This is a genomic window from Kineosporia succinea (assembly GCF_030811555.1).
Lineage (GTDB): Bacteria > Actinomycetota > Actinomycetes > Actinomycetales > Kineosporiaceae > Kineosporia > Kineosporia succinea.
The window spans coordinates 5,608,778-5,634,557 of sequence record NZ_JAUSQZ010000001.1 but is presented as its reverse complement, the minus strand read 5'-3'; the positions used below and the strand labels follow the sequence as shown (position 1 = coordinate 5,634,557).

At 71.2% G+C, this 25,780-nt stretch carries 23 protein-coding genes; 6 read left to right on the top strand and 17 right to left on the bottom strand.

The genetic code is table 11. The annotated features are described in order from the left end of the window. Window positions 1–92: 92 nt before the first annotated feature. The 3 genes from J2S57_RS24430 to J2S57_RS24420 are packed head-to-tail and all read left to right on the top strand — an operon-like array spanning window position 93 to window position 3,061. Window positions 93–1,085 carry a Bug family tripartite tricarboxylate transporter substrate binding protein gene (locus J2S57_RS24430; protein ID WP_307247021.1) on the top strand — a complete coding sequence of 331 codons (993 nt, stop codon included), beginning with the start codon at window positions 93–95 and terminating at the stop codon, window positions 1,083–1,085. Continuing rightward, window positions 1,082–1,573, top strand: coding sequence for a tripartite tricarboxylate transporter TctB family protein (locus J2S57_RS24425; RefSeq protein ID WP_307247019.1), 492 nt, complete (start codon window positions 1,082–1,084; stop codon window positions 1,571–1,573). Before J2S57_RS24430 ends, J2S57_RS24425 begins: the two co-directional genes overlap by 4 nt. A gap of 3 nt (window positions 1,574–1,576) precedes the next feature. Further along, window positions 1,577–3,061: a tripartite tricarboxylate transporter permease gene (locus tag J2S57_RS24420; RefSeq protein WP_307247017.1), complete on the top strand. Its 1,485-nt coding sequence runs from the start codon at window positions 1,577–1,579 to the stop codon at window positions 3,059–3,061. On the opposite strand, the gene J2S57_RS24415 is transcribed toward J2S57_RS24420, so the two are convergent. Genes J2S57_RS24415 through J2S57_RS24380 form a run of 8 tightly spaced genes read right to left on the bottom strand, consistent with a single transcriptional unit; the run spans window position 3,058 to window position 12,464 of the window. Next, on the bottom strand, window positions 3,058–4,737 hold the full coding sequence (locus tag J2S57_RS24415) for an FAD-dependent monooxygenase (protein ID WP_307247015.1): 1,680 nt from the start codon (window positions 4,735–4,737) through the stop codon (window positions 3,058–3,060). The genes J2S57_RS24420 and J2S57_RS24415 overlap by 4 nt on opposite strands. Then, window positions 4,734–6,074, bottom strand: a complete 1,341-nt coding sequence (locus J2S57_RS24410; protein WP_307247013.1) for an NtaA/DmoA family FMN-dependent monooxygenase — start codon at window positions 6,072–6,074, stop codon at window positions 4,734–4,736. Before J2S57_RS24410 ends, J2S57_RS24415 begins: the two co-directional genes overlap by 4 nt. Beyond that, window positions 6,071–6,943 carry an ABC transporter ATP-binding protein gene (locus tag J2S57_RS24405; protein WP_307247011.1) on the bottom strand — a complete coding sequence of 291 codons (873 nt, stop codon included), beginning with the start codon at window positions 6,941–6,943 and terminating at the stop codon, window positions 6,071–6,073. The genes J2S57_RS24410 and J2S57_RS24405 overlap by 4 nt, the downstream gene beginning before the upstream one ends. After that, window positions 6,927–7,763, bottom strand: a complete 837-nt coding sequence (locus J2S57_RS24400; RefSeq protein ID WP_307247009.1) for an ABC transporter ATP-binding protein — start codon at window positions 7,761–7,763, stop codon at window positions 6,927–6,929. The genes J2S57_RS24405 and J2S57_RS24400 overlap by 17 nt, the downstream gene beginning before the upstream one ends. Beyond that, a complete protein-coding gene (locus tag J2S57_RS24395) occupies window positions 7,760–8,608 on the bottom strand; it encodes an ABC transporter permease (protein WP_307247006.1) in 849 nt (282 codons plus the stop codon). The genes J2S57_RS24400 and J2S57_RS24395 overlap by 4 nt, the downstream gene beginning before the upstream one ends. Continuing rightward, on the bottom strand, window positions 8,608–9,573 hold the full coding sequence (locus J2S57_RS24390; protein WP_307247005.1) for an ABC transporter permease: 966 nt from the start codon (window positions 9,571–9,573) through the stop codon (window positions 8,608–8,610). Before J2S57_RS24390 ends, J2S57_RS24395 begins: the two co-directional genes overlap by 1 nt. Continuing rightward, window positions 9,573–11,093 (bottom strand): ABC transporter substrate-binding protein, encoded by a 1,521-nt coding sequence (locus J2S57_RS24385; protein ID WP_307247003.1) that lies wholly within the window; start codon window positions 11,091–11,093, stop codon window positions 9,573–9,575. The genes J2S57_RS24390 and J2S57_RS24385 overlap by 1 nt, the downstream gene beginning before the upstream one ends. Before the next feature lie 27 nt (window positions 11,094–11,120). Next, window positions 11,121–12,464 carry an NtaA/DmoA family FMN-dependent monooxygenase gene (locus tag J2S57_RS24380; protein ID WP_307247001.1) on the bottom strand — a complete coding sequence of 448 codons (1,344 nt, stop codon included), beginning with the start codon at window positions 12,462–12,464 and terminating at the stop codon, window positions 11,121–11,123. A 97-nt stretch (window positions 12,465–12,561) separates the two neighbouring features. On the opposite strand from J2S57_RS24380, the gene J2S57_RS24375 reads away from it, so the two are divergent. Together J2S57_RS24375 and J2S57_RS24370 are read left to right on the top strand one after the other, a co-directional pair. Then, window positions 12,562–13,500 (top strand): LysR family transcriptional regulator, encoded by a 939-nt coding sequence (locus tag J2S57_RS24375; RefSeq protein ID WP_307246999.1) that lies wholly within the window; start codon window positions 12,562–12,564, stop codon window positions 13,498–13,500. Then, entirely contained in the window at window positions 13,501–14,022 is a 522-nt protein-coding gene (locus tag J2S57_RS24370) for a cupin domain-containing protein (RefSeq protein WP_307246997.1), read from the top strand. A 60-nt stretch (window positions 14,023–14,082) separates the two neighbouring features. On the opposite strand, the gene J2S57_RS24365 is transcribed toward J2S57_RS24370, so the two are convergent. The 9 genes from J2S57_RS24365 to J2S57_RS24325 form a co-directional block, all read right to left on the bottom strand. Then, the gene (locus J2S57_RS24365) at window positions 14,083–15,312 is read right to left on the bottom strand and encodes a glycosyltransferase (RefSeq protein ID WP_307246995.1); all 1,230 of its coding nucleotides are present in this window, start codon (window positions 15,310–15,312) and stop codon (window positions 14,083–14,085) included. Between the two features lie 73 nt (window positions 15,313–15,385). Continuing rightward, window positions 15,386–16,099: a class I SAM-dependent methyltransferase gene (locus tag J2S57_RS24360; protein ID WP_307246993.1), complete on the bottom strand. Its 714-nt coding sequence runs from the start codon at window positions 16,097–16,099 to the stop codon at window positions 15,386–15,388. Window positions 16,100–16,131: 32 nt separating this feature from the next. After that, window positions 16,132–17,469, bottom strand: coding sequence for an NtaA/DmoA family FMN-dependent monooxygenase (locus J2S57_RS24355; RefSeq protein WP_307246991.1), 1,338 nt, complete (start codon window positions 17,467–17,469; stop codon window positions 16,132–16,134). 9 nt (window positions 17,470–17,478) lie between these two features. Continuing rightward, window positions 17,479–18,654: an LLM class flavin-dependent oxidoreductase gene (locus J2S57_RS24350; RefSeq protein ID WP_307246989.1), complete on the bottom strand. Its 1,176-nt coding sequence runs from the start codon at window positions 18,652–18,654 to the stop codon at window positions 17,479–17,481. 40 nt (window positions 18,655–18,694) lie between these two features. Continuing rightward, window positions 18,695–19,498: a DUF1684 domain-containing protein gene (locus tag J2S57_RS24345; RefSeq protein WP_307246987.1), complete on the bottom strand. Its 804-nt coding sequence runs from the start codon at window positions 19,496–19,498 to the stop codon at window positions 18,695–18,697. Further along, on the bottom strand, window positions 19,495–21,150 hold the full coding sequence (locus J2S57_RS24340; RefSeq protein ID WP_307246985.1) for a dipeptide ABC transporter ATP-binding protein: 1,656 nt from the start codon (window positions 21,148–21,150) through the stop codon (window positions 19,495–19,497). The genes J2S57_RS24345 and J2S57_RS24340 overlap by 4 nt, the downstream gene beginning before the upstream one ends. Beyond that, on the bottom strand, window positions 21,147–22,010 hold the full coding sequence (locus J2S57_RS24335) for an ABC transporter permease (protein WP_307246982.1): 864 nt from the start codon (window positions 22,008–22,010) through the stop codon (window positions 21,147–21,149). The genes J2S57_RS24340 and J2S57_RS24335 overlap by 4 nt, the downstream gene beginning before the upstream one ends. Next, a complete protein-coding gene (locus J2S57_RS24330; protein ID WP_307246980.1) occupies window positions 22,007–22,969 on the bottom strand; it encodes an ABC transporter permease in 963 nt (320 codons plus the stop codon). Before J2S57_RS24330 ends, J2S57_RS24335 begins: the two co-directional genes overlap by 4 nt. Before the next feature lies 1 nt (window position 22,970). Beyond that, window positions 22,971–24,575 carry an ABC transporter substrate-binding protein gene (locus tag J2S57_RS24325; RefSeq protein WP_307246978.1) on the bottom strand — a complete coding sequence of 535 codons (1,605 nt, stop codon included), beginning with the start codon at window positions 24,573–24,575 and terminating at the stop codon, window positions 22,971–22,973. A gap of 501 nt (window positions 24,576–25,076) precedes the next feature. Between J2S57_RS24325 and J2S57_RS24320 the strand changes: the two genes are divergently transcribed. Then, complete coding sequence (locus J2S57_RS24320) at window positions 25,077–25,769, top strand: GntR family transcriptional regulator (RefSeq protein ID WP_307246976.1); 693 nt, start codon at window positions 25,077–25,079, stop codon at window positions 25,767–25,769. The last annotated feature ends 11 nt before the right edge of the window (window positions 25,770–25,780 follow it).

The following is a 25,780-nucleotide window of genomic DNA, read 5'->3' as shown; positions in this document are numbered from 1 at the left end:
CAACCGTGATGTTTTGCACACTTCCCACGAGGGGACGCGACTGCATAGTTTGTGGCGCAGCTCACTGACTCATCGACGAGGGAGGGGCGCGCATGCGGCGATTCACCGCGATGGCGCTGAGCGCCGTACTGCTCACATCGGCCGCATCACTGACAGCCTGCGGCCAGGAGGCCCCCACCCGCAGCGCGTCGGGCTTCCCCTCCACCGGGCGTCTGCAGATCATCGCGCCCGCCGCCCCCGGCGGCGGCTGGGACGGCACCGCCCGAGCCCTGCAGAAGGCCGTCGACGACTCCGACCTGGTGCGCAACACCCAGGTCATCAACGTCGAGGGCGCCGGCGGCACGATCGGCCTGGCCCGCTTCGTGGCCGACGACGACCCGAAACAGCTGCTGGTGATGGGCGCCGTGATGATCGGCGCGATCGAGGTCAACCAGTCGCAGATCACCATCGCCGACGCCGTGCCGGTCGCTCGGCTCACCGGTGAGAACGAGGTGCTGGTCGTGCCGCGCGACTCCGAGTTCACGACCCTCGACGAGTTCACGGACGCGTTCACGAAGGATCCCGGCGGCCACCCGATCGCGGGTGGCTCGGCGGGCGGCACCGACCAGGTCACCGCCGGGCTGTACGCCGAGGCGGTGGGCGCCGATCCGCGCAAGGTCAACTACATCCCCTACTCCGGCGGCGGGGAGGCCCTCGCCGCGATCCTCGGCGGGCAGGTCGCGGCCGGGATCTCCGGGGTGCGCGAGTGGTCGGGGCAGATCGAGTCCGGCGACCTGCGGGTGCTGGCCGTCAGTTCCGGTGAGCGCATCGGGTCGGTGGACGCGCCGACCTTCACCGAGCAGGGCGTCGACGTGGAAGTGACCAACTGGCGCGGCATCCTGGCCCCACCGGGCACCACCCCGGAGGAGGCCGCGGACATCCAGCAGTTCCTCACCGAGGTGCACGACTCACCGCAGTGGAAGGAGGCGCTGGAGACCAACGACTGGGACGACGAGTTCCTGGTCGGCGACGAGGTCCAGCCCTTCTTCGACGCGCAGGTCACCGAGTTCGCGGGCACCCTGAAGAAGATCGGGCTGGTCGGATGAACACCGAGAACCGGGGACTGACCGAGATCGTCCCCGCCGCGCTGCTGGCCCTCACCGGCGTCTACATGATCGTCGACGGGCACGGCCTGCGCACGCCGCCCACCGAGGGTGCGATCGGGCCCCGCTTCTTCCCCTACGTCGTCGGCGGCGCGCTCATCGTGGTCGGCCTCTGGCTGGCCGTCGCGGTCTGGCGGGGCGACCGGGCCGAGGCCGAGGCGGGTGAGGACGTCGACACCGAGGCCCGCACCAGCTGGCGCACTCTCGGCGCCCTGGCCGGGATCATGCTGCTGTACGTGCTGATCCTCGACCCGGTCGGCTATCTGCTCTCCACCATCGGCCTTTTCGCGGGCACGGCCTACACCCTCGGCGCCCGCGACCCGCGCTCGCTGACCGTGGTCAGCCTGCTCGCGCCGTTCGTCACCTTCCTGCTGTTCACCCGCGTGCTGGGTGTCTACCTGCCCAACGGCATTCTCCAGGCGGTGATCTGAGCCGTGGGCAACTTCGACGCCCTGATGCAGGGGTTCGGCGACGCCCTCACCCCGACGTACCTGCTCTACGCCTTCGTCGGGGTGCTCGTGGGCACCGCCGTCGGTGTGCTGCCCGGCATCGGACCGGCGATGACCGTGGCGCTGCTCCTGCCCATCACCTTCACGCTCGACCCGACCGGCGCGTTCATCATGTTCGCGGGCATCTACTACGGCGGCATGTACGGCGGCTCCACCACGTCGATCCTTCTCAACACCCCGGGCGAGTCCGCGTCGATCGTCACCGCCCTCGAGGGCAACAAGATGGCCAGGGCCGGACGGGGAGCGGCCGCGCTGGCCACCGCCGCGATCGGCTCGTTCGTGGCCGGCACCATCGCCACCGGGCTGCTCACCCTGCTGGCCCCGCAGGTCGCCGACCTGGCCGTGAAGCTCGGCCCGCAGGACTATTTCGCGCTGATGGTGCTGGCGTTCCTCACCGTCTCGGCCGTGCTCGGCTCCAGCCTGGTGCGCGGTGTCGCCAGCCTCCTCGTCGGCCTGACGCTGGGCCTGGTGGGCATCGACGCCCTCACCGGCCAGGCCCGGCTCACCCTGGGGGTCGCCCAGCTGGCGGACGGGGTGGACGTCGTGGTCGTCGCGGTGGGGCTCTTCGCGGTGGGAGAGGCGCTCTGGGTCGCGTCCCGCCTGCGCCACGCCCCCGCCCAGCTGCTGCCCGCCTCCGGTCCCTGGATGACACGTGACGACCTGAGGCGGTCGTGGAGACCGTGGCTGCGCGGCACCGCCCTCGGCTTCCCGTTCGGCACCCTCCCGGCCGGCGGCGCCGAGATCCCCACCTTCCTGTCGTACGCCACCGAGAGGCGCCTGTCGAAGCACCCGGAGGAGTTCGGGCGCGGCGCGATCGAGGGCGTCGCCGGGCCGGAGGCGGCCAACAACGCGGCCGCCGCCGGGGTGCTGGTGCCGCTGCTCACCCTCGGCCTGCCCACCTCGGCCACCGCCGCCGTGCTGCTGGCCGCGTTCCAGCAGTACGGGATCCAGCCCGGCCCGGCCCTGTTCGAGACCAACGGCGACCTGGTCTGGGCGCTGCTGGCCAGCCTCTACATCGGCAACACCCTCCTGCTCCTGCTCAACCTGCCGCTGGTCGGGCTGTGGGTGCGGCTGCTGCGCATCCCCCGGCCGTACCTCTACAGCGGCATCCTGATGTTCGCGGCGCTCGGCTCGTACACGATCAACCTCTCCCCGGTCGACGTCGCCCTGCTCTTCGGCATCGGTGTGATCGGTTTCGGGATGCGCCGTTTCGGCTGGCCGGTCGGTCCCGCCGTGATCGGGCTCATCCTCGGCCCGATCGCCGAGCAGCAGCTGCGCCGGGCCCTGGCCATCAGTCAGGGCGACGTGAGCACGTTGTGGTCCACCGCGTTCTCGGCCACCGTGCTGGTGATCTGCGCGCTGGCCGTGATCGTCCCGCTGCTTCTCCGGCTCCGGCGAGCCCCGGGCTAGCCAGCCCCCAGCACCCGGTCGAGCACCGCATCGGCACCCCCCTCGGGCAGGTCGTCGCCGCGCCAGGCCACGTGCTGGTCGGGCCGCACCAGGAAGTACGCGGCGTCGCGGTACGTCTCCCCGGCCGGCACCGATCCCAGGTGCACGACCGCGAGGGGCACGCCCCGGCGCCGCGCCGCGTCCTCGAAAGAGGCCTCCAGGGAACGGTCGTCACCGAGTGAGAGCAGCGAGAACCCGGCCCCGATCCGGTCGTGGAGCGTTCCGCCGTAGGTGTCGACCGCCCCGTTCGGGGCCCGGTGCCCCGGCCGGGGGTCGTCCTCGTAGACATCCGGAGCCCACACGCGTTCTTTCCCATCGTTCTCGTACCAGATCGCCCGTGACTGGTCGTACCGTTCGTCGAACGTGACCCCGGGCGCGGCAACGGTTTCCGTCGCGAGCCGGGCCCGGATCCTCTCGCGCCGCTCGAGAGCCCCGGCACTGCCGTCGGAGTCGGCCGGAATGCCCTCGGCGCGCAGCTCGGCCAGCACCGCACGGCTGCGGCGGGAGCGTTCCAGCGCGTGGTCGGCCACCCGCCAGTTGTGCCGCCGGCGTTCCTCGTCGTACGACTCCAGCAGCGTGTCCGGAGCCGAACCGTGCAGCACCGCGGCCAGTTTCCAGCCCAGGTTGACCACGTCACCGAATCCCTCGCCGAGATTCCCGCCCGGGGTGCGCACGTGCGCGGCGTCCCCGGCCAGCAGCACCCGGCCCTTCCGGAACGTCTGCGCGATGCGGCTGGCGTCGTAGTAGACCGTGGCCGAGATCAGTTCCAGGTCCAGGTCGAAGCCGAAGGACGCGGCGGCCGTGCCGATCAGTTCGCTCTCGGTGGGCTCGTGGTCGAGGGGGTAGGGGCCGGCGTAGACCCGCCAGTCCCGGTGGCTCACGGCGGCCAGGAATCCTGAAGACCGTTCGTTGAAGACGATGTTCACGCCGCTCGGGGCCGGACCGACCCGGTCGCGGATGTCACCGGTGCGCACGATCAGCCGGTAGCGCTTCTCGGTGGCCCGGTCGCCGTCCCGCTCGATGCCGCTGAGCGTGCGCACGGAACTGCGGTTCCCGTCGGCGCCGATGACGTACCGCGCGCGCACCAGGTGCCGTTCACCGGTGGCCACCTGCGCCAGCACGGCTTCGACGCCGTCCGCCCGCTCGTCGAGCGCCCGCAGTTCCCAGCCACCGCCGACCGGCACGCCGAGTTCGGCCAGCCGGGTCAGGAAGACCTTCTGCAGAGCCGACTGCGGACGCCTCAGCGCCTCTTCCGAGCTCGGCCCGCCCTGGCGGCGGTAGGCCGGGTCGGGGCCGAGATCGTGCCCCGCGAGCGAGGTGACGAGGCGGATGCCCCGGTTCCACTCGGGTGGGAACGTCCACTCGTCGCGGATCGCCTGCAGCAGGCCCCAGCGCCGGAAGTGCTCGACCACGCGCGGGCTGTGGCCCATCGCCCCGGCCCGCACGAGGGTGGCGCCGGTGGCCTTGTCGACCACCGCCACGTCCACCCCCCGGCCGCGCAGCTCGATCGCGGCGGAGAGCCCGACCGGGCCGGCGCCGACGACGAGCACGTCCACGTCGCCGGGCGGGGTGCCGAGGGGGAAGTGCACCTGGTGGACGTCGCGGCCGCCGGTGAGAAGGAGGTCGGGTCCGGTCACCGGTCACCTCGGGAACGGGATGCGGTGTAACGGTTCTCCGGGACCGGGAGGCCCAGGTGCCCGCGCAGCGTGCCGGACGTGTATTCGGTGCGGAACAGTCCCCGCTCCTGCAGCAGCGGCACCACGTCACCGGTGAACCGCTCGAACTCCTCCAGCGTGCGGAAGTTCAGGTTCAGCCCGTCCGCCGCCTCGTCGCGGTACCAGGTCTCGATCGCGTCGGCCACGGTGCCGGGAGCCCCGGTGAACGGCGACGGCCTGTACTCGGTCAGGGTCTGCACCACCTGTCGTAGCGTGAGCCCCTGTGCCGCGGCCCGTTCCACGATGGCCTGACCGGCCGTGCGTCCGCCCTTCTCGGCCAGGTGCGCGACGTCGGGGAAGGGCGCGTCGAGGTCGTGCGTGCTGAAGTCGTGGGCCCCGAACGAGCGCCCCAGGAAGCCGAGCTTGCGGTCGAAGTCGTCGTCCTCGTCGTAGATCTCGCGGGAGCGCCGCAGAGCCTCGGCGTCGGTCGACGCCACCACCGGGGCGGCGCCGGTGAAGATCACCACGTGGTCCGGGTCCCGCCCGTACCCGGCCGCCCGCGCCTTGATGTCGCGGTAGTAGGCCTGGGCCTGTTCCACCGACCCTCCCGGCGCGTAGATGCCCTCGGCCACCCGGGCCGCCAGATCGCGTCCCTCCTCGGAGACCCCGGCCTGGAAGATCACCGGCTGCCCCTGGGGCGACCGGGACACGTTGAGCGGACCGGCCACGTCGAAGTGCTCGCCGTGGTGCTCGAGCGCGTGCAGCTTGGTGGGGTCGAGGAAGGTGTTGTCGGCGACCGAGGCCGGGAAGGCGTCGGCCTCGTAGGAGTCCCAGAGCCCGCGCACCACCTCGACGGCCTCCAGCGCCCGGCCGTAACGGGTGGCGTAGTCGAGGTGCTCGGCCAGCCCGTAGTTGCGCGACGTGCCGGTGTCGAAGCTGGTGACCACGTTCCAGGCCGCGCGCCCGCCGCTGATCTGGTCGAGCGAGGCGAGGCGGCGGGCCAGGTTGAACGGCGAGTTGTAGGTCGAGCTGGCGGTCGCGACCAGGCCCACGTGGCTCGTGTGGGTGGCCACGGCCGAGAGCAGGGTCAGCGGTTCGAGGCGGTTCAGGTAGTGCGAGGGGTAGTCGGCGGTGATGAACTGGCTGTCGACGATGAAGTAGGCGTCGAACAGCGCGGCCTCGGCCAGCTTCGCCTGCCGGATGTAGTGCCGCACGTCGATGCTGGCGTTACTCGGCACGCGGGGGTCCTTCCACAGGCCGTGCTGGCCCGGGCCCCCCACACCGTAGGCGGCGACCGCCAGGTGGAGTGTGCGCGTCATGCGGGAACCCCTTCCTCGGATTTCTCAGAAGACCTCGTGAGCTGTGCCCGCAGGGCCTGACGTTCGGCCCGCGAGGCGGACGGGGCGTGCAGGGTGGGCACCGAGCCGAGCAGGAGCCGCGTGTACGGGTGCTGCGGTGCGCGCAGCACGTCGGCGGTCGCCCCCTGCTCGGCCGGCGCGCCCTGGTAGAGCACGGCCACCCGGTCGGCGACCCCGGCCACCGAGCCGAGGTCGTGCGAGATGAAGACCAGGGTGGTACCGGCGTCGCGCAGGTTCTTGATGATCTGCAGGACCTGCACCCGGTTGGCCGCGTCGAGTGCCGAGACCGGTTCGTCGAGCAGGATCAGCCGCGGCTCGACCACCAGGGCCCGGGCCACCGCCACCCGCTGCCGCTGACCGCCGGACAGCTCGCCCGGGAGACGCCGCAGCAGATCGCGATCGAGGTTGACCCGTTCCAGTTGCTCCCGGGCCGCCCCGAGGGCCTGCGCCCGCGGGTCGCCCCGCAGCAGCAGGGGTTCGGTGAGCGACTCCTCGATCGTCAGGTCGGGGTCGAGACTGCGCAGCGGGTCCTGGAACACGTACTGCACCACGCCCCGCCTCCGGAACGCGCGCCACTGCCGGGCGGAGTACCGCGTGACGTCCTCACCGCCCACCCGGACCGAACCGGACGTAGGGGCCACCAGCCCGAGCACCGCCCGCGCCAGCGTCGACTTGCCCGACCCGGTCTCGCCGATCAGCCCGAGGGTCTCTCCCGGCCCCACTGACAGCGAGACGCCGGACAGGGCCCGGTGTCTGCGGTTCCGGACCCCGTAATCGACCGTGAGGTCCGAGACCTCGAGGACCGGCGCGTCACTAGTTGGTGAGGGCATCGACGGGCTCCTTGCCGGACGGGGTACCGAGGAACCGGTCGAGCCCGTACTGCTCGTGCTCACGGATCAGCAGCCGCGTGTAGTCGTGCCGGGGCCGGTGCAGCACCTGCTTCACCGGCCCCTGCTCGACCACCTCCCCCGAGCGCATGACGAGCACCTCGTCGCAGAGCTGGGCGACCACGGCCAGGTCGTGCGACACCACCACCAGGGCCAGGCCCGTGCTCTCGCGCAGATCCGCGAGCAGGTCGAGGATCTCGGCCTGCACCGTCACGTCGAGGGCGGTGGTGGCCTCGTCGGCGACGAGGATCTTCGGGCCGAGCGAGATGGCCGCCGCGATGAGCACCCGCTGCTGCATGCCGCCGGAGAGCTCGTGCGGGTACCTGTCGTAGACCCGGTGCGGGTCGCGCAGGTGCACCGCGGCCAGCAGCTCCTGCGAACGAGCGCGCGCCTGGCGTCTTCTCAGACCGCCCCGCACGCGCAGCACCTCGGAGATCTGGGCGCCGACGGTCAGCGACGGGTTGAGGTACGAGCCCGGGTCCTGGAAGACCGCGCCGATCGTGGCCCCGCGCAGGGCGGTCCACTGCTTCGCCGAGAGGCCGGCGATGTCGGTGCCCTCGATCGCGACCGAGCCGGCCGAGACCGTGAAACCGGACGGCAGGATGCCCAGCGCCGCGCGGCAGGTGAGCGTCTTGCCGCTGCCCGACTCCCCGACGATCCCGACCACCCCACCGGGTTCCAGGTCGAAGGAGACACCGTGCACGAGTTCCTCGCCGTTCGCACCGTTGGTGATGCGCACGCCGCGCACCTGAAGAACGCTCATACCGAACTCCTCCGACGTGACCGGACCAGAGCGCGACCCGTCTCCCCGGAGACGTCTCTCAACGCGTCCGCCATCAGGTTGCAGCCCCACACCGTGCCCATGATGAGCAGCGCCGGCGCCACCGGCGCCCAGGGCTGGTAGTCGAGGTACCCCAGGTCGGACGCCAGCAGGCCACCCCAGGTGGGCGCGGGCGGCTGCACGCCGACGCCGAGGAACGTGAGGCTGGAGACCACTACGAACCCGACGCCGATGGTCTGGGCCAGTGCGATCCCGATCGGCGGAAGCACTTTCGCCCACACGTGCCGCCGCACCACCTGCCCGAACGACGCCCCCGAGATCAGGGCCGCCTCCACGTACTGCGAACGGGCCACCGCCAGCGTCGCGGCGCGCGACACCCGGAAGAACAACGGCGACACCAGTACCCCGACCGTGAGCATGGCCTGGGTGATGCCGTTGCCGAGCAGCGCGGTGACGGCCACGGCGAACACCAGGAACGGCAGTGAGATCAGGGTGTCGACCAGCCGCAGCGCGGTCCACTCGAAAACCGTTCCCAGATAGACGGACAGGATGCCCGGCAGTACCCCGACAGCCAGCGCCATCAGGGCCACCTCAAGCGACCCGACGATGCTGGTGCGGGACCCGGCCAGCAGCCGGCTCAGCACGTCACGCCCCAGGTAGTCGGTACCCAGCCAGTGCCCGGTCGAGGGGCCGGCCAACGACTCGGCGCTGCCCGCCAGTGGATCCTGCGGGGCCAGTACCGGGCCGAGAAGGGCCAGCACGGCCACGATCCCGAGGATGACGAAGGCGATCCTGCCGGTGGGCAGCGCCCAGATCCGTTTCAGCATCACACCCCCCGCTGCGAGGCCGGGTTGAGCCGGCCCAGCACGATGTTGACGATCAGGTTGAACACGACGACCAGCACGATCGAGACCACCAGCACACCCTGCACCGCGGGCACGTCACCGGCCTGCGCCGAGTCGTTGGCGAAGCGGCCGAAACCCTGCAGCCCGAAGATGGTCTCGGTGACCACGGCCCCACCGATGAGCGCGGGGAACTTCAGCCCGAGCACCGCCAGCGTGGGCCCGCTGCTGTTGCGCAGCACGTGGTGCCAGAAGATCCGGCGCGGGCTCAGGCCCCGCACCAGCGCCCCGGTCACGTAGTTCTCCCGGGAGGCCGCGATCAGGCCGGTGCGCAGCTGCCGGGCGACGTCGGCCACGGTGTCGAAGCTGAGCGCCAGCGCCGGCAGCAGGATGTGCGAGAGCCACGGCCACAGACCGAGTTCCAGCGGCACGTAGCCGGAGGCGGGGAACCAGCCCAACCCGACGGCGAACACCGTGACCAGCACGATGCCGACGACGAAGGCGGGCATCACCGAGAACACGGTCATGACGGCCGTGATCGCGCGGTCGAGGAGGGTGGCGTGCCGCAGCGCGGCCAGCGCCCCGAAGCCGAAACCGGCCACGATCCCGATGACCAGCGCGAGTGCGGCCACCGACAGGCTGACGGCGATGCCCATCCCGATCAGGTCGGACACGCCCACGCCGTTCGACCAGCTGGCGCCCAGGTCGCCGCGCAGCATGCCGGTGAGCCAGGACCAGTACTGGGCCAGGAACGGCCGGTCGAGCCCCCACTGCTGCTCGATGCGGGCGATCGCGTCCGGGGTGGCCTGCTCGCCGAGCTGCATGCGGGCCGGGCTCAGCCCGCTGATGGCCCGCAGCGCGAAGGTCACGAAGGTGGCCACCAGGAACACCGGCACGAAGATCGCGACCGACCGGGCCAGGGTGAGAAGGATGCGCTTGACCCAGATCATCAGGTGATCTTCACGCCGGTCCAGTTGACGTGCCCCGGGTTGGCCGGGATGTCGCTGATCGAGGGGTCTTTCACGTACACGCTGGGCTGCGAGTAGGTGAAGACCAGCGCCTCGCTGACCAGCCCGGCCCGGGTGGCCGCCTGCAGGTTCTCCGCGTACGCGGCGTCTTCCAGCGGGGTCTGGCGCACCTTCGCCACCGCGTCCTCGAAACCGTCCGGCTCGTAGGGGGTGCTGAGGTTCAGCGGGCCGTTCGGGCCGAAGTGCGCGGTGAGGGTCTGCAGCGGCGAGTCGCGCCCGGTGGTGCCGTAGAGCGAGGCCACCAGGTCCTTGGCGAAGAACGGGGTCGCCCAGTTCTTGTCGATCGTGATGGTGACCGTGATCCCGATCGCGGCCAGCTGCGCCTGGACGATCTCGGCGGACGGGTCCTCGTCCGGGATGACCAGCTCGACCTTCAGGTCGTCACCCGAGTACCTCGACTGCGCCAGGGCCGCTTTGGCCTTCGCCACGTCGTAGGGCCACAGGTCGGCCGACTGCGGGTCGTAGGCGATGTACTCCTCCGGGAACGGCTGCGTCGCCGGCGTGCCGTAGCCGAAGGTCAGCTTGTCCACGAACTCCTGGCGGTTCAGGCCGTGACGCACGGCCTCCACCACCTTCGGGTCGTCGAACGGCTTCCTGTTCACGTTCAGGCTCAGGTTCGAGGCGTTGTAGCCCGGCTGCACGAACACGTCCAGACCCGCGCTCTCGGCCGCCTTGGCCTGGCTCGCGGCCAGGTCGGCGAAGTTGTACACCCCGGTCTGCAGACCCGAGACCACGGTGGACGCGTCGGGCGCGGCCACCAGCTCGACCTTGTCGATGTGGATGTTGGCGGCGTCCCAGTAGTCCGGGTTCTTCTCCAGCACCGCCTTGGTGCCCGGGATGATCTGCGTGGCCACGAACGGCCCGTGCCCGACCGGCTGCTGGTCGAGAGCGGCGGCGTCGGCCGCGGCCTTCGGGCTGGCCACCTGCAGCACGCGCTCGCCGAACAGCAGCGGGATCTGGTAGTCGACCTGGGTCAGGTGCACCACCACGTCGAGATCGCCCTCGGTGGTGACCTTGTCGATCGACGTGAGGTCACCGAACAGGGCCGAGTTCTCCTGGGTCCTCGCCCGGTCGACGGCCTGCTTGACCGCGTCCGCGTCCACCGGCGTGCCGTCGCTGAACGTCAGGCCGGAGCGGATGTGGAACGTGACCTGGTCACCCTGGTCGTTGTAGTCCCAGCTCTCGGCCAGATCGGGCTGGGCCTCACCCTTCTCGTTCACGCGGGTGATCGAGGCGTAGACCAGCGACAGGTGCCGGAACTGGGCGCCGCTGCCGCCGACCACCGGGTCCCAGTGGGTGGGGAAGTACGACGAGGCCCACTTCAGGGTGGCGGCGCCGGCCGCGGCCCCCGAGCCCGAACCGCCGCCGCAGGCCGCGAGGGTCGCGCCGAGGACAGGTAGGCCGAGGAGGCCGGAAAGCAGGGTACGGCGACTGGGATTCATGGTTTTCCTTCAGCGGTCCGGAGGGGTTCAGGCCGGGACGTAACGGTTCGGGGGGATCGGCAGGCCGAGATTGCCGCGCAGGGTGCTGGACTCGTACTCACGGCGCACCACGCCGCGCTCGCGCAGGATCGGCAGCACCTGCCCGGTGAACCGGGCGAACTCGGCCGGGGCGTTGACGGTGACGTTGATCCCGTCGAGTCCCCCGCCGTCGAACCAGCGCTGGATCTCGTTCGCGACGGTCAGGGGCGAGCCGACGAAAGGTGATCGGCCGGAAGCCAGCTGGTGCTCCACGACCTGCCGGAGCGTCCACCCATGGTGCTCTGCCTGACGGGTGATCGCCTCGGCCTGGGTACGGAAGCTGAGCTCGCCGGCGGCCGCGACCGAGGGGAACGGCGCGTCGAGGTCGTACTGCGAGAAGTCGTGCCAGCCGAAGGGCCGCCCCAGCTCGGCGAGCGCCTTCTCGAAGCTCCTGGCGCCGAGAGCGGCGTCCTGCCGGGCCCGGGCCTCCTCGTCGGTGTCGGCGATGACCACGTGGATGCCGGGCACGATCAGCACGTTCTCGGGGTCGCGGCCCTTCTCGGCGGCGCGGCGGCGGAGCTCGGTGCGGAAGGCCACGGCCTGCTCGAGGGTCTGGGCGTGGGTGAAGACGGCGTCGGCGATCTCGGCACCCAGGTCGCGGCCCTCCTCGGAGTCACCGGCCTGGAAGATGACCGGCTGGCCCTGAGGGGTGCGCTCGAGGTTGAGGGGGCCGACGACGGAGAAGTGCTCGCCGACGTGTTGCAGCGCGTGCAGTTTCGTGGGGTCGAGGAAGACCTCGCGGTCTCGGTCGCGGGGCAGGGCGCCGGGTTCGTAGGAGTCCCAGAGGCCCTGCACCACGCGCACGTGCTCGAGGGCGCGGCCGTAGCGGGTGGCGTAGTCGAAGTGGGCGTCACGGCTGTAGTTGCCCGCGGTGCCGGCGTCGCCGCTGGTCACGACGTTCCAGCCGGCCCGGCCGCCGCTGATGTGGTCGAGCGAGGCGAGGCGCCGGGCCACGTTGAACGGCTCGTTGTACGAGGTGGTGAGGGTGCCGACCAGCCCGATGTGCTCGGTGTGCACGGCGATCGCGGACAGCAGGGTGAGCGGCTCGAGACGGCTGAGGTAGTGATTCGGCGAGTCCGGGGTGATGAACTGGCTGTCGACGATGAAGACGTGGTCGAATCCCGCCGCCTCGGCCTCCCGGGCACGGTCGATGTACCAGCGCACGTCGACGCTGGCGTCGGCCGGGATGCTCGGGTCGAGCCAGGCGCGATGCTGACCCGGGCCGCCCACACCCAGCAGCACGGCACCGAGTTTCAGCTGTCGGCGGGGCTTTTCGTCGGGGCTCGGAGGCATGTCCCGAGCATGCGGCCGGGGCGCCGTTCCCGTCCAACGATGCTTTGTGATGAACAACCATCACGAATCCTCATGTATCTCTAGTATTCTGATAGACATGAGTCAGATACTGGACATCGCTCCGCTCCGCAGTTTCGTCGCGGTCGCGGACACCGGCGGTTTCCAGCGCGCGGCCACGTCGCTGCACCTCAGCCAGGCGGCGGTGAGCCAGCACGTGCGCAAGCTGGAGCACGCCACCGGGCGGCCGCTGGTCGAGCGGCACGGGCGCGGGTCACGCCTGACCGCCGACGGCGAGCGCCTGCTCACGCAGGCCCGGCGCATCCTGGCCCTGCACGACGAGACGCTGCGCAGTTTCGGGCGCAGCGACACCGAGACGGTGGTGATCGGCTCGACCGAGCACGCCGCCGCGCAGCTGCTGCCGTTCCTGTCGTCGCAGCTGGCCCGTTCGCTGCCCGAGCACCGCATCCGCTTCCGCCTCGACCGCGGGACCGGTCTGCGCGAGGGCCTGTCCGAGGGCCGCGTCGACCTGGCCCTGCTGCTCGGCCCGGCCGACGACCTGCGAGCCACCCCGGTCGGGGAACTCGACCTGACCTGGTACGCGGCGCCCACCTGGCAGCGCCCGCCGGCCCCGGCGCCGCTTCCCGTGGTGGCGTTCGACCAGCCCTGCGCTCTGCGCAGCCGGGCGCTGGAAACCCTTGCGGAAAATGGTATCCCGGCTATGGTTAACGCCGAGGCGATCCAGCTGGCCGGCGTGCAGGCGGCGGTCGGGGCCGGTCTCGGCGTCGCGCTGATGGCCACGCTGGGCCAGACGCCCGAGGGTCTCCTCCCCCGTCCCGACCTGCCCACCCCGAAGCCCCTGCCGCTGGCCGTGTGGTCACGCCAGGGTCTGCCCGCCCGCACCGCGGCGCCGGTCGCCGAGGCACTGCGCCGGCTGCTGGGCGAGCCCGGCGCGCACACCACCTCGCCTCGGAACACCGGTTCGCCCCGCACCAGCGGCTCATCTCACGTCGACGTCGAATACGCCCAGGGAGCCTGAATGCCCGCGGTCCACCTCACCCCCGACGACCACGGCGGCGAGCCCGTGCGCACCCCCAGCGGGGTGCTCCTGCCGCCGGGCATCGACCCGTTCCACACCCGTCTGCACCAGATCGCTCCCGCGGACCTGGCCGGGCAGACCACCCAGACATCCGGCATGAAGCGGCTCGAGGCCGTGAGCGGCAAGACCGTGGGCGCCCGGAACCTGTGGATGGGCCAGACCCACGTCCCCGCCCTCACCAACTCCGGCAACCATCACCACGGCGCCTCCGAGACCGCCATCTACGTGGTCTCGGGGCACCCGGTGTTCGTGTTCGTCGACCTCGACGGCCCCGAGCCGGTCGAGCGCCGCATCGAGACCTCGCCGGGCGACTACGTGTTCGTGCCGCCGTGGGTGCCGCACCGCGAGGAGAACCCGGACCCCTCCCACGAGGCGCTGGTGGTCATCGCCCGCACCACGCAGGAGGCGGTCGTGGTCAACCTCGACGCCCTCGACTGGTCGGAGGTCACGCTGCCGGGGTGAGCCGGAAGAGCGAGACGATCAGCGGGCCACCCATGGAATCCACCCACACCACCACGAAAGTCAGCCTCCTAAGAGTTCCGCCGCCACCCGCGTCCCCTGATCACTGATCTTCCCCGCCACCTCGTGGGCCCGCCGGGCGACGTCCGGCGACAGCGTCGTGCTCAAGCCCTCGGTCAGCGACCCCGCCGAGGGGACACTGCCCTCGTGCGCCACCCCGACGCCCAGCTCGGCGACCCGGCGCGCGAAGTAGGGCTGGTCGACCACCTGGGGCACGATGATCTGCGGCGCACCCGCGCGGGTGGCCGTGGTGGTCGTGCCCGCGCCGCCGTGGTGGATCACCGTGGCGCACCGGGCGAACAGGGCCTGCTGGTTGATCTCGCCGACCCGGAAGCAGTCCTTGTCGTCGTCCGCGAGCGCGAGCTCCGCCCAGCCGCTGGCCAGCACCACGCGCCGGCCGTGACCGCGCGCCGCCGTGACGGCCGCCCGGCCGGCCTCGTGCAGGTTCTGCTGCAGGCCCATGCTGCCGAAACCGACGTACACGGGCGGTTCGCCGGAAGTGAGGAACTCCTCGAGTTCCGGGGGCAGGGGCCTGTTGTCGGGCCGGATCCAGGCGCCCGTCTGCACCACCTCGACGCCCGAGGGCGCCGGGGCCAGCAGCGGATCGGCCGCCAGCCACGGCTCGTCGGTGAAGATGTACGAGCGCACGTCGTCCACCGGCGGCAGCCCCACGGCCTGGCGGTGCTCGTTGAACACCCCGCCGAAGACGACCTTCATCGTCTCCCGGTCGTACTCCCACAGCTCCGCGTTGCCCAGACCTTCCGGCAACGGGCGTCCGGGGTACGGGTAGGGCGGATGGTCGGGCGACGGGAGCGTGGTCGGCTGGAACCGCACCGACACCCAGCGCAGGCCGAGCTGGTCGGCCGCGGACCGGGCCCCGCAGGCCGCGGGCATCAGCCCGGTGCCGACCACCACGTCCCCCGTTCTCACCGACGACAGCACCGCCTCGTACTGACTCGCGACGATGCGGTGCGCGCGGAACTGCAGCTCCTCGAGCGGCAGCCGGCGGCCCACGTTCGGCCCCTGCTTGCGCGAGACCTCGGCGATCATTTCCTTCACCGCCTGGCCCGCACCCACCAACGGCACCCCCACGCGCTCGAGCAACTCGGCGAAGTCGTCGTCGGGCGGGGCGGCGACCACGGCGTCGGTGCCCCGGTTGCGCAGCTCGACCGCCAGGGCGGCCAGCGGCTCCACGTCTCCTCGCGAACCGTACGTCGACAGAACAACTCTCACTCTTCGGTCCCCCCAGAATCTCGGCGTCGAGCGGTGATTCTCGATGACGACCGGGGCCTTGCCGCAAGGCCCCCTATGCGCTATACCTTGGGAAGGCCCGGAAGAACAGGAAGGCCGGCTTGGTCGAGAGCGACTCCCAGGCCCGCGGCTCGCTCTCCCGCACCGACTCCTCCGGATCCGGCTCGTCGATCACGTCGATGCCGAACCCGGCCTCACCCAGCGCCCGGGTCATCGCCCGCAGCGGCCGGTGCCAGAAGCGCATCTTCATCACGATGTCGCCGTGGAACCATTCGTCGTCGAACTGGTAGGTGGCGAAGTAGTCGTCCGCGCCGGAGATGTGGAAATCCATCGTCGGGTGGTGGGTCGAGAACACCAGCCGCCCGTCCCGGGTCAGCACCCGGCGGAACTCGCCCAGCGGCACCGACCAGTCTTCGATGTAGTGCATGACCAGCGACGCGGTGACGAGGTCGAAGGAGGCGTCCGCGAAGGGCAGCGGCTTTCCGAGGTCCGCGCGCGCGAAGGTCGCTGAGCCCCCCAGACGACGCCGGGCCAGCCCCAGCATCTGCTCACTGGCATCCACCCCGGTCACCGTCGCACCCCGCCGGGTCAGCTCCTGCGTCAGGATTCCCGGCCCGCAACCGGCGTCCAGCACGCGCAGGCCGGCGACCTCACCGGCCAGGGCCAGGGTCGCCGGCCGCTCGTAATGTGCGTTCCACGAGCCGGTCTCGTTCATCGCGGCGTACGCCTCGGCGAACTCGTCGTAGGCGTTCTCATGAGTGTCGGCCATGGACGCAGGATTCTACGTCCACGGCCGAATGCTCAGGGGTACTTCAGGCCGAGATTGTCGCGCAGCGTCGTGCCGTCGTACTCCGTGCGGTAGACGCCCTTCTCCTGCAGCAGCGGCACCACCTGGTCCACGAACGGCGCCAGGCCGTCGGGGGTGATGTGCGGGACGAGGATGAACCCGTCCGACACGTCCTGCTGCACGAACTCGTCGATGCGGTCGGCGACCGTGGCCGGCGCCCCGATGAACGTCTGCCGGCCGGTGACCTCGATGACCAGGTCACGCGCCGAGAGCTTCTCCGCCTCGGCCTTGGCCCGCCACTCGTTCGCCAGCGCCACCGGGTCCTTCGCGAGCTGACGCACGCTGGCCCGGCCCTTGGAGATGAGGTCCCCCTCGACCGCCGGGTCGAACGACGGCAGCGGGCCGTCCACGTCGAAGTCGGCCAGGTCCGTGTTCCAGAGCTGCTCGAGGAAGTTGCGGGCGGTCTGCGGGGACACCTGCGCCCGGCGCACCTGGTGGGCCAGCTCCTCGGCCTCGGCGTCGGTGTCCCCCAGCACGAAGCTGGCGGCGGGCAGGATCAGCAGGTCGTCGCGGGAACGGCCGTACTTCGCCAGGCGGCCCTTCACGTCCTCGTAGAACGCCTTGCCCTCGGTCAGGGTGGCATAGCGGGAGAAGATCGCGTCCGCTCCCTGGGCCGCGAACTCCCGGCCGTCCTCGGAGTCACCGGCCTGGAAGATCACCGGACGGCCCTGGGGACTGCGAGGCACGTTGAACTGGCCCTCGATGTCGAAGAACCGGTCTTCGTGCCGGAACCGGCCCGGCCCCGCTTCCGAGAGGAACCGCCCCGACTCCTTGTCCGCCACCACCGAGACCCCGCTCCAGGAGTCCCACAGCTCGTTCACCGTCTGCAGGAACGTGCGGGCCCGCTCGTACCGGTCCTCCTGCGCGAGATAGCCTCCGCGCCGGAAGTTCTCACCGGTGAACCGGTCCCAGCTCGTCACCACGTTCCAGGCCGCGCGGCCCTGCGAGAGGTGGTCGAGGCTGGCGAACTGCCGGGCCACCTCGTAGGGCTCGTTGAACGTGGAGTTGATGGTGCCGGTCAGGCCCAGGTGCTCGGTGACCGCGGCCAGCGCCGCGAGCACGGTGAAGGTGTCGGGGCGACCGACCACGTCGAGGTCGTAGATCCGGCCCTTCTGCTCGCGCAGGCGCAGGCCCTCGGCCAGGAACAGGAAGTCGAAGAACCCGCGCTCGGCGGTCTGCGCGAAGCGCTTGAACGAGTCGAACTCGATGTGGCTGCCCGCCGCCGGGTCGCTCCACACCGTGGTGTTGTTGACGCCCGGGAAGTGCGCCGCGAGGTGAACCTGCTTGACCATGATCGCTCCTCAGGCGCTGGTGTAGCGGTTGGCCGGACGTTCCAGGCCGAGCAGGCCCCGCAACGTCGGGTTCGACGGGTACTCGGTGCGGAAGACGCCGCGCCGCTGCAGTTCCGGCACCAGGCCCCGGGTGATCTGCGTCAGGTCGTGCGGCAGCTCGGCCGGGCGCAGCCGGTAGCCGGTCAGGTCCCACTCCTGCAGAAGGTCGGCCAGCTGGGCCGGCGTACCGGCGAAGATCTTGGCGTCACTGGTGTATTCGACGCCGGCCAGCTCGTTCAGGTTCGCCAGGCGGTCGCGGGCGGCCTGCTCGGTGTCGTCGAGAACCACCACGAGGTCGGCCCAGACACTGACGGCCCGGCCGGCAGCGAGCTCCGCGATTCTCGAGGACGTCGCTGCAGCCTCAGCCGCGCTGTTCGGCGTCACGAACCCGAGATCGGTGGCCCTGGCGATCAGCTGGTACGGGATCTCCTGGTGCCCCAGAGCCGTCACCAGTGGCTGCCCCTGCGGCGGCCGCGGGGTGATCGACGGGCCCTTCACCGAGAACCAGCGGCCCTCGAAGTCGATGTAGTGCAGCTTGTCCCGGTCGACGAAGCGGCCGGTGGCGACGTCACGGATCTCGGCGTCGTCCTCCCAGCTGTCCCAGAGGCGGCGCACCACCTCGACGTAATCGGCTCCCTCGTCGAAGTACTCGGCCAGGAGCCGCTGCTGGTCGGGCTCACCGATCCGGGACAGGTCGAACGCCGGGACCTCACGACGGCCGAAGTGCCGGAACGCGTGCGGCCACAGCCCCAGCTGCACCCGCACGCCGGCCCGGCCCCTCGCCGCGAAGTCGAGGGTGGCGATGGCCTTGGAGATGTGGAAAGGCTCCGTGTGCGTGGCGATCACGGTCGGCACCAGGCCGATGCCCGTGGTCAGCGGGGCCACCCGGGCGGCGATGAGCACCGCGTCGAGGCGGCCCTGCACCCGGTCGTTGCGGTCGTCCTGCGCGCCCAGCTGGTCGGACTGCAGGTTCAGCGCGTCTTCGAACGTGACGAGGTCGAGGTGGCCGCGTTCGGCCTCGAGCACGAGATCGGCCCAGTAGCGCGGGCTGAACAGGTCGTGGGGGCGGGCTTGCGGCCGCCGCCAGGCGCCGGGGTGCCAGCCGGCACCGTCGAGGGCGACGCCGAGATGCAGTTCGTCGGTCATGATTCCTCTGCGAAGGGGGGACGTTGTGGTCGGCGGCCGGTCAGGGCTTCTCGTGCGGGGTCTTCTGGCCCGCCTCGATGTCCAGCGTCAGCCGGTTCCCGGGCGGCGGGAGCGGGCAGGTCGCCAGGGCGGTGTAGGCGCACGGCAGGTTGCCCGCCCGGTTGAAGTCGAGCAGCACCGAGTCGTCGTCCGCGGGCGGTGGCAGGTGGATGGAGCGCACCGCGCCGTAGGTGGTCCGGCCGGAGGTGCCGTCGGTGAACAGCACGATCAGGCCGCCCGGCTCGTAACCCGGGAACACCGTGAGCGACAGGGCCTGGCCCTCGAGCTCGAACTCCAGCTGCCCGACCGCGTCGTAGACGTGCTCCAGGCCCTCGACCGCGGCGCCGACCGTGACCGGGCGTGGTTCGTCGAACCTCCGGAACACCGCGGGCACGGCCCACTTCGGGTCGGGCTCGTAGGCGGGGGTGCCCGTGAAGTTCACCCGCAGCGCGTTGTCCGGGTGCCGCGGGCGCACGACGTGGTAGCCGCCGCGCTTGGCCACCTCGATCACCGCGTCCTTCCACTCCACGTTGACACCGCCCCGCTCGGGAATGGCGTCGAACGTGTAGGTGCCGGTGCGTGGCTGCCCGCCGACGGTGATCTCCTCGTCGTCGGCCAGCACCACCGTGACCCGGTCGTCCGTCGCCGTCCACTCGCCCGGCGCGTCACCGAAGCGCTGCGGCTCCTCGGTCAGGAAGTTCAGGCTGGTGATGGCCAGGAAGCCGTGCGGCGCGGAGATCCTGGCCTCCTGCGCGGCCTGCCACTCCCGCCACTGCGCGGTGAAGTCGGTCTCGGTGACGGTCATGGTCGAGCTCCTTCGGGAATGGCCCGGCCCGGGATCGCGGCCAGGAGTTCGTGCGTGTACGCGTGCTGCGGACGATCGAAGAGCGCGGCGGTGGGGCCGGTCTCCACGATGCGCCCGTTCCTCATCACGGCCACCCGGTGCGCCAGCTGACGCACCACGGCCAGGTCGTGGGAGATGAACAGGTAGGACACCCCGGTGTCTTCCTGGAGCTGCACCAGCAGTTCCAGGACCTGGCTCTGGACCGACACGTCCAGCGCCGACACCGGCTCGTCACAGACCACCAGGTCGGGCGACAGGGCCAGGGCCCGGGCGATCGCGACGCGCTGCCTCTGACCGCCCGACAGTTCCGCCGGACGCCTCGTGAGCATGGTGCGCGGCAGGGCGACCCGGTCGAGGAGGTCGGCGGACCTCTCCCGGCGACCGGCCCGGTCACCGATCCGGAAGACCCGCAGCGGTTCCTCGATCGACTCGGCCACGGTGAAGCGCGGATCGAGCGAGGCGAAGGGGTTCTGGTAGATCAGCTGGGCCCGTCGGCGCAGGGCCCGGGTGGCCGCGTGACCCGAGCGCGTGAGGTCCTGGCCGTCGAAGACGATGGTGCCGGCACTCGGGTCGGCCAGCCGCAGCAGCAGGCGCCCGGTGGTCGACTTGCCCGAGCCGGACTCACCCACCAGCGCCAGCGTCTCGCCCCGGTCGATGTGGAAGCTCACGTCGTCAACGGCCTTGAGGGACGCGGGTCCCTCGGCCGAGCGGGGTAGCGGGAACTCCTTGACCAGCCCGGCCACGGTGACGAGAGGCCGCGCCGCTTCGGGGGAAACCGGGGAAACCTGGGGAGGAACCGCATGATCACGAGAGGGGCGGACCCTGGGCGTGCGCAGACTCGGGGCGCTCGCCAGCAGCCGCTGCGTGTACTCGTGCGACGGGTCGGACATCACCGCCGCGGTCGGCCCGGCCTCGACCACCCGCCCGGCCGACATCACCACGATCCGGTCGGCGCGGTCGGCCGCCACCGCCAGGTCGTGCGTCACCAGCAGCACCGCGGCCCCGCTCTCGGCGACCAGGTGCTGGAGGTGGTCGAGGATGACCTTCTGCACCGTCACGTCGAGCGCGCTGGTCGGCTCGTCGGCGATGATCAGCTTCGGGTCGGCCGCGACGGCGATCGCGATGAGCACCCGCTGCCGCATCCCGCCGGAGAGCTCGTGCGGGTACTGCCGCGCCCGCACCGCCGCCGACGGCAGACCGGCCCGGTCGAGGATCTCCACGGCCCGCACCGCCGCGTCTCGCCGGTTCGCCAGGCCGTGCAGGCGCAGCACCTCGGCCACCTGCTCGCCGACGCGCTTGACCGGGTTCAGTGACACCGCGGGATCCTGCGGCACCAGCCCGATCCGGGCTCCCCGCACCGACCGCAGGGCCCGGGGCGGCAGCGTGTCCAGCCGGGTGCCGTCGAACCGCACCTGGCCCGACTCGATCCGGGCGTTCGCCGCCAGCAGCCGCACCACGGCGTGCGCGGTGGTGCTCTTGCCCGACCCCGACTCCCCCACCACGGCGACGATCTCACCGGCGGCCACCGACAGCGTCACCCCGTCCACCGCCGGCACCGGCGCCGAGCGGGTGCGGTAGGACACGACCAGGTCTTCGATCTCGAGCAGACTCACCACTGGTCCACCTCACCGTCGAGAGCGCGGGCGATGCGGTTCGTGGCCAGTACCGTGGCCGCGATCGTCAGGCCGGGAAGGGCGGTCAGCCACCAGGCGTTCGCCAGGTAGTTGCGGCCGTCCGAGATCAGCGTCCCCCACTCCGGCGCGGGCGGTGGGGCTCCGTACCCGAGGAAGCTCAACGACGACACCGCCAGGATCGACGTGCCGAACTCCAGCGTCGCGAGCACCAGCACCGGGCCGATGCTGTTCGGCAGCACGTGCCGCCCCAGCACCGACCACCAGCGCGCGCCGACACCCCGGGCCGCCTCCACGTACACCGCCGTGCGCACCCGCAGCACCTCCGCGCGCATCACCCGGGCGAACCCGGCGACGTTCGCGAACCCCACGGCCACAGCGACTTTCGTCGTGCCGTACCCCAGCGCGGTGACCACGGCGAGCGACAGGAACAGCGTGGGGACCGAGAGCACCACGTCCACGAACCGCATGATCACGTCGTCCACCCACCGGCCGACGAAACCGGCGACCAGACCGAGCGCCCCGCCGACCACGAACGCGAACGCCACCGCGATCAGCGTGGCCCGCAGCGACAGCTGGGCCCCGTGCACGACCCGGGTGAACAGGTCACGGCCCAGGCTGTCGGTGCCGAACCAGTGGGCCGCACTCGGTGCCCGGAAGTTCTCGGCGGGCACGCCCAGCGACGGGTCTGCCGCGCTGAACAGGCCGGGGGCGAAGGCCGCCGTCACCACGAGCAGCACGAAGACGACCGAGAGCACCAGCCCGGGCCGGCGCCCGAGGAAGGCCGATGTGCGCCCGGCCGCGGTGACGCCGACCACCGGCGGCGCGATGAGCCCGGTCATGCGGTCACCACCTGAGGACGCCTCGGGGACAGGACGATTCGCGGGTCCAGCAGCGGGTACACCAGGTCGACGAGAAGGTTCACCACGACGAACACGAGCGCACCGTAGACCACCACCGCCTGCACCACCGGGATGTCCTGCGCCGACACCGCCGCCTGCGTCACCCGCCCGAGACCGTTGCGGGAGAAGACGGTCTCGATCACCACGGCGTTGGCCATGAGCTGGCCGACCAGCAACCCGGCCACGGTCAGCGCGGGCAGCGAGGCGTTGCGCAGCGCGTGCCGCAGGTGCACGTGGGCCCGGCCGGCCCCCTTGGCCAGAGCCGTTCCCACGTAGGGCTCGTCGAGGGTGGTCAGCAGACTCTTGGCCAGCACCAGGGCGATCTGGGCCCCGGTCGGCACGGCCAGCGTGATCGCGGGCAGCACCAGGCCTTTCGGCCCGTCGTTGCCGAACGCCGGGAACCACGGGTGCCGGAACGAGAAGAACTGCACCAGCATCAGCCCGACCCAGAACGTCGGCACCGACACGCCCAGCGGCGGCAGCGACAGCAGGAACTGCCGCGCCCAGCGCCGGTCCGTGTAGGTGGCCGCCAGGGCCAGACCACCGCCGAGCAGGAACGCCAGACCCAGTCCGGTGGCCGTGAGCAGCAGGGTCTGGGGCAGGGCCTCGGTGACGAGCTGTGTGACCGGGCGACCGGTGGCGACCGAGTCACCGAAGTCACCGGTGAGGGCCCGGCCGAGGTGGTCGACGTACTGCAGGGGCACCGGCTTGTCGAAACCGTAGGCGTGACGCAGGGCCTCGAGCCGGGCCGGGTCGACCGGCGCGGAGTCCATCCCCGCGCCGGCCATCGCCGAGACCGGATCACCCGGCAGCAGCACCAGGATGAAGAACGACAGCGTGTACGCCGCCCAGAGCACGCCCAGGGCCTGGGCGAGCCGCCGGATCACATAGCGCCGCATGCTATTCGACCCAGGTGTCGTGCAGCTGGATCCGGCTGGAGGCCTCGAAGTTCAGGGCGTGCACCCGCTTCGCGACCCCGAGCTTGGTCTGCAGCTCCACCACCGGAACCGTGTACGCCTCCCGCACGATCGTCTCCTGGGCGGTCGCCACGAGCTTCTCCCGCGCCGCCGGGTCGATCGTGCCGGCCTGCTCGGTCAGGGTCCCGTCGAGCTCCGAGGCGCTCAGCCGGTACGGGTTGCTCAGCGCGGTGGAGAACTGGGAGCGCAGGATGTCCGGGTCCGCCCGGGTCACGTTGCCCCAGATCAGGTCGTAGTCGCCGGAGGCGAGAAGCGTGGCGAACTGGGAGATCTCGTTCTGCTTCAGCTCGACCGCGATCCCGGCCCGGCGGAGCTGCTGCTGGATCAGCTCCAGCGAGGGCTGATTGGTGGGCGAGTTCGCGAACCAGCTGATGGTGAACCTCAGCTGCTCGGATCCTCGCGTCCGCACCCCGTCGGCGCCGGCCTTCCAGCCCTCGGCGTCCAGCAGCGCCTTCGCCGCGTCGAGGTCGAACGTGAGTGCGGCAGAGAGGTCTTCGTAGCCCGGCGTGGTGTGGGCCAGCACGCTGGTGGCCGGCTGGGTGCCGGTGTTGAAGACCGTGTCGGCGACCTGCTGCCGGTCGATCGCGAGGCCGATCGCCTGCCGCACCGCCGCGTCCTTCAGGATCGGGTCGGAGTTGTTCGCCGCCAGGTTGAACACCACGCCCGGGTTGGCCCGGGCCGGCAGGGTGACCCCGGCCGCCTCGAGTGCGGACTCGTCGGCCCGGCCCACGTTGCCGATCGCGTCCACCTGCCCGGACTGCAGGCTCCCGGTGCGCACCCCGGCCTCGGGCAGCACCTTGAACACGATCTGGTCGAGGTAGGCCTCCCCCTGCTTCTCCCAGAGCGAGGAGCCCCAGGCGTAACCGGTGCGCTTCTTCAGCGTGGCCGAGGAGTTCGCGGCGTACTCGGCCAGCGTGAACGGGCCGGAGCCGACGATGCCCTTCGTGCACCGTTCCTGCGCCGAGAGTTTCGTGCTGGCCCCCGACACGATGCCCAGCGAGTGGGTCGAGGTGGCCTGCAGGAACTGGGCGTTCGGCTGGGCGAACGCGACCGTGACCGTGCGCGGGTCGTCGGCGGTGATCTTCTCCACACCCGAGAGGTAACCGGTGGCCAGACCGGCCAGGGCACCGAGTTCCGGTGCGGCCTCGAAGTTCTCCTTGACCACCTCGGCCGTCAGCTCACTGCCGTCGCTGAAGGTCACGCCGTCGCGGAGGTGGAACGTGAAGGTCTTCGCGTCGTCGCTGACGTCCCAGCTCTCGGCCAGCCAGGGCACGATCTCACCGGTCTCGGGATCCTGGTCGGTGAGCGAGTCCACGAGCTGCCGCACCGAGTAGATGGAGTCGTTGCTCGCGACCTGCTGCGGGTCGGTGCACCCGGTGTCGGAGCCGACGGCGAACGTCAGCGTGCCGCCGGTCTTCGGGGTGGTGCTGCCGCCGGCGGTCGCGGCGGCGCCGCTGCCGCAGCCCGCCAGGGCGACTCCCAGAACCAGCAGCCCGGCAGTGCGGGCATGACTCAGCGTTCTTCCCACGAAAGGGGTTCTCCTCGTCCGCGAGGGGTCCGCGCGCACGGGCGCTCCAGCGCCCGGCCGTCAGGACGATCCGGTGAATGAAGGGGTGAAGACCGTGCTGCCGCGCTGGATGCAGTCCGGATCCAGTCCGGATCCAGTCCGGATCCAGTCCGGATCCAGTCCGGATTCGGAACCGGTTCCGGCTCGATCCAGGCCGGTTCTGGCTCGATCCAGGCCGGTTCAGGGGCGAACCCGGACCGGGTTCAGCGCGGGCGGACCGGACAGAGATCGGCGCACACCCGCAGGAGATCGACGTGGCGCCGCCGGGAGAAGAACCGGTTGTTCACATTGGCCTCCTCATCGCTGCTTGTCGCTGACCTCCCCCACGCTAAGCCGCGACCGCATTCAGGTCAATACATATAGGGAAGGTAGACAAGTGCGTCGCGCCCCTCGGTGAAGCCATGGTGAAAGTCGCTGTATACCCCTCGCTCGAAACGCATACGGCTGCATACAGTCGCATCCATGAGCGCCGACGACCCCCGGGTGAGTGCTCGGGACGCCATCTATGCGGCACTGCGACGCCGGCTGATGTCCGGGCACTACCGCGACGCCGGCCCGCTGGTCCCGACCGCACTGAGCGAGGAGTTCGGGGTCTCGCGCACTCCGGTGCGGGAGGCCCTGGCCCTGCTGGAGCGCGACGGACTGCTGGTCCCGGGCAGCCGCGGCTTCACGGTGCGACGCCGCACCGTGGAGGAGACGCTGGAGATCTTCGAGGTCCGCGCGATCCTCGACTCCTCGGCGGCCTCGGCCGCGGCCCGGCAGCGCACCACCATCGACCTGGCCAAGCTGGAGGAGTTGCACCGGCGCGCGGTCGCGATCACCGGGACCGACGGAACGGCTCCCGACGAGGCCGGCCAGAAGGGGGTGCGCGACCTCTACAACCAGTGGCACGAGTGTATTCGCGCGGCGGCCCACAACCGCACGATCCTCGGGCTGCTGCACACCCTCGACGCCCAGGTGAAGTCCAGTGCCCCGTGGACCCCGGTGCCGACACAGACGTCGTTCACCGACAGCCACACCGAGCACGAGCAGATCCTCGACGCCATCCGCCGCACCGACGCGGAGAACGCCCGCACCGCGATGCTCGACCACCTGGCCCGCGACCGCGACGTACGCATCCGCGAACTGGTGGCGCAGTCCCTCGAAAACCCCTGATCTGGAGCTCC

Bases quoted from the DNA above. Each gene is read 5' to 3' on its own strand.
- J2S57_RS24430 (WP_307247021.1), top strand. From the start codon at position 93: ATGCGGCGATTCACCGCGATGGCGCTGAGCGCCGTACTGCTCACATCG.
- J2S57_RS24425 (WP_307247019.1), top strand. From the start codon at position 1,082: ATGAACACCGAGAACCGGGGACTGACCGAGATCGTCCCCGCCGCGCTG.
- J2S57_RS24410 (WP_307247013.1), bottom strand. From the start codon at position 6,074: ATGACGCGCACACTCCACCTGGCGGTCGCCGCCTACGGTGTGGGGGGC.
- J2S57_RS24405 (WP_307247011.1), bottom strand. From the start codon at position 6,943: ATGCCCTCACCAACTAGTGACGCGCCGGTCCTCGAGGTCTCGGACCTC.
- J2S57_RS24400 (WP_307247009.1), bottom strand. From the start codon at position 7,763: ATGAGCGTTCTTCAGGTGCGCGGCGTGCGCATCACCAACGGTGCGAAC.
- J2S57_RS24395 (WP_307247006.1), bottom strand. From the start codon at position 8,608: ATGCTGAAACGGATCTGGGCGCTGCCCACCGGCAGGATCGCCTTCGTC.
- J2S57_RS24390 (WP_307247005.1), bottom strand. From the start codon at position 9,573: ATGATCTGGGTCAAGCGCATCCTTCTCACCCTGGCCCGGTCGGTCGCG.
- J2S57_RS24385 (WP_307247003.1), bottom strand. From the start codon at position 11,093: ATGAATCCCAGTCGCCGTACCCTGCTTTCCGGCCTCCTCGGCCTACCT.
- J2S57_RS24380 (WP_307247001.1), bottom strand. From the start codon at position 12,464: ATGCCTCCGAGCCCCGACGAAAAGCCCCGCCGACAGCTGAAACTCGGT.
- J2S57_RS24375 (WP_307246999.1), top strand. From the start codon at position 12,562: ATGAGTCAGATACTGGACATCGCTCCGCTCCGCAGTTTCGTCGCGGTC.
- J2S57_RS24370 (WP_307246997.1), top strand. From the start codon at position 13,501: ATGCCCGCGGTCCACCTCACCCCCGACGACCACGGCGGCGAGCCCGTG.
- J2S57_RS24360 (WP_307246993.1), bottom strand. From the start codon at position 16,099: ATGGCCGACACTCATGAGAACGCCTACGACGAGTTCGCCGAGGCGTAC.
- J2S57_RS24355 (WP_307246991.1), bottom strand. From the start codon at position 17,469: ATGGTCAAGCAGGTTCACCTCGCGGCGCACTTCCCGGGCGTCAACAAC.
- J2S57_RS24350 (WP_307246989.1), bottom strand. From the start codon at position 18,654: ATGACCGACGAACTGCATCTCGGCGTCGCCCTCGACGGTGCCGGCTGG.
- J2S57_RS24345 (WP_307246987.1), bottom strand. From the start codon at position 19,498: ATGACCGTCACCGAGACCGACTTCACCGCGCAGTGGCGGGAGTGGCAG.
- J2S57_RS24335 (WP_307246982.1), bottom strand. From the start codon at position 22,010: ATGACCGGGCTCATCGCGCCGCCGGTGGTCGGCGTCACCGCGGCCGGG.
- J2S57_RS24330 (WP_307246980.1), bottom strand. From the start codon at position 22,969: ATGCGGCGCTATGTGATCCGGCGGCTCGCCCAGGCCCTGGGCGTGCTC.
- J2S57_RS24320 (WP_307246976.1), top strand. From the start codon at position 25,077: ATGAGCGCCGACGACCCCCGGGTGAGTGCTCGGGACGCCATCTATGCG.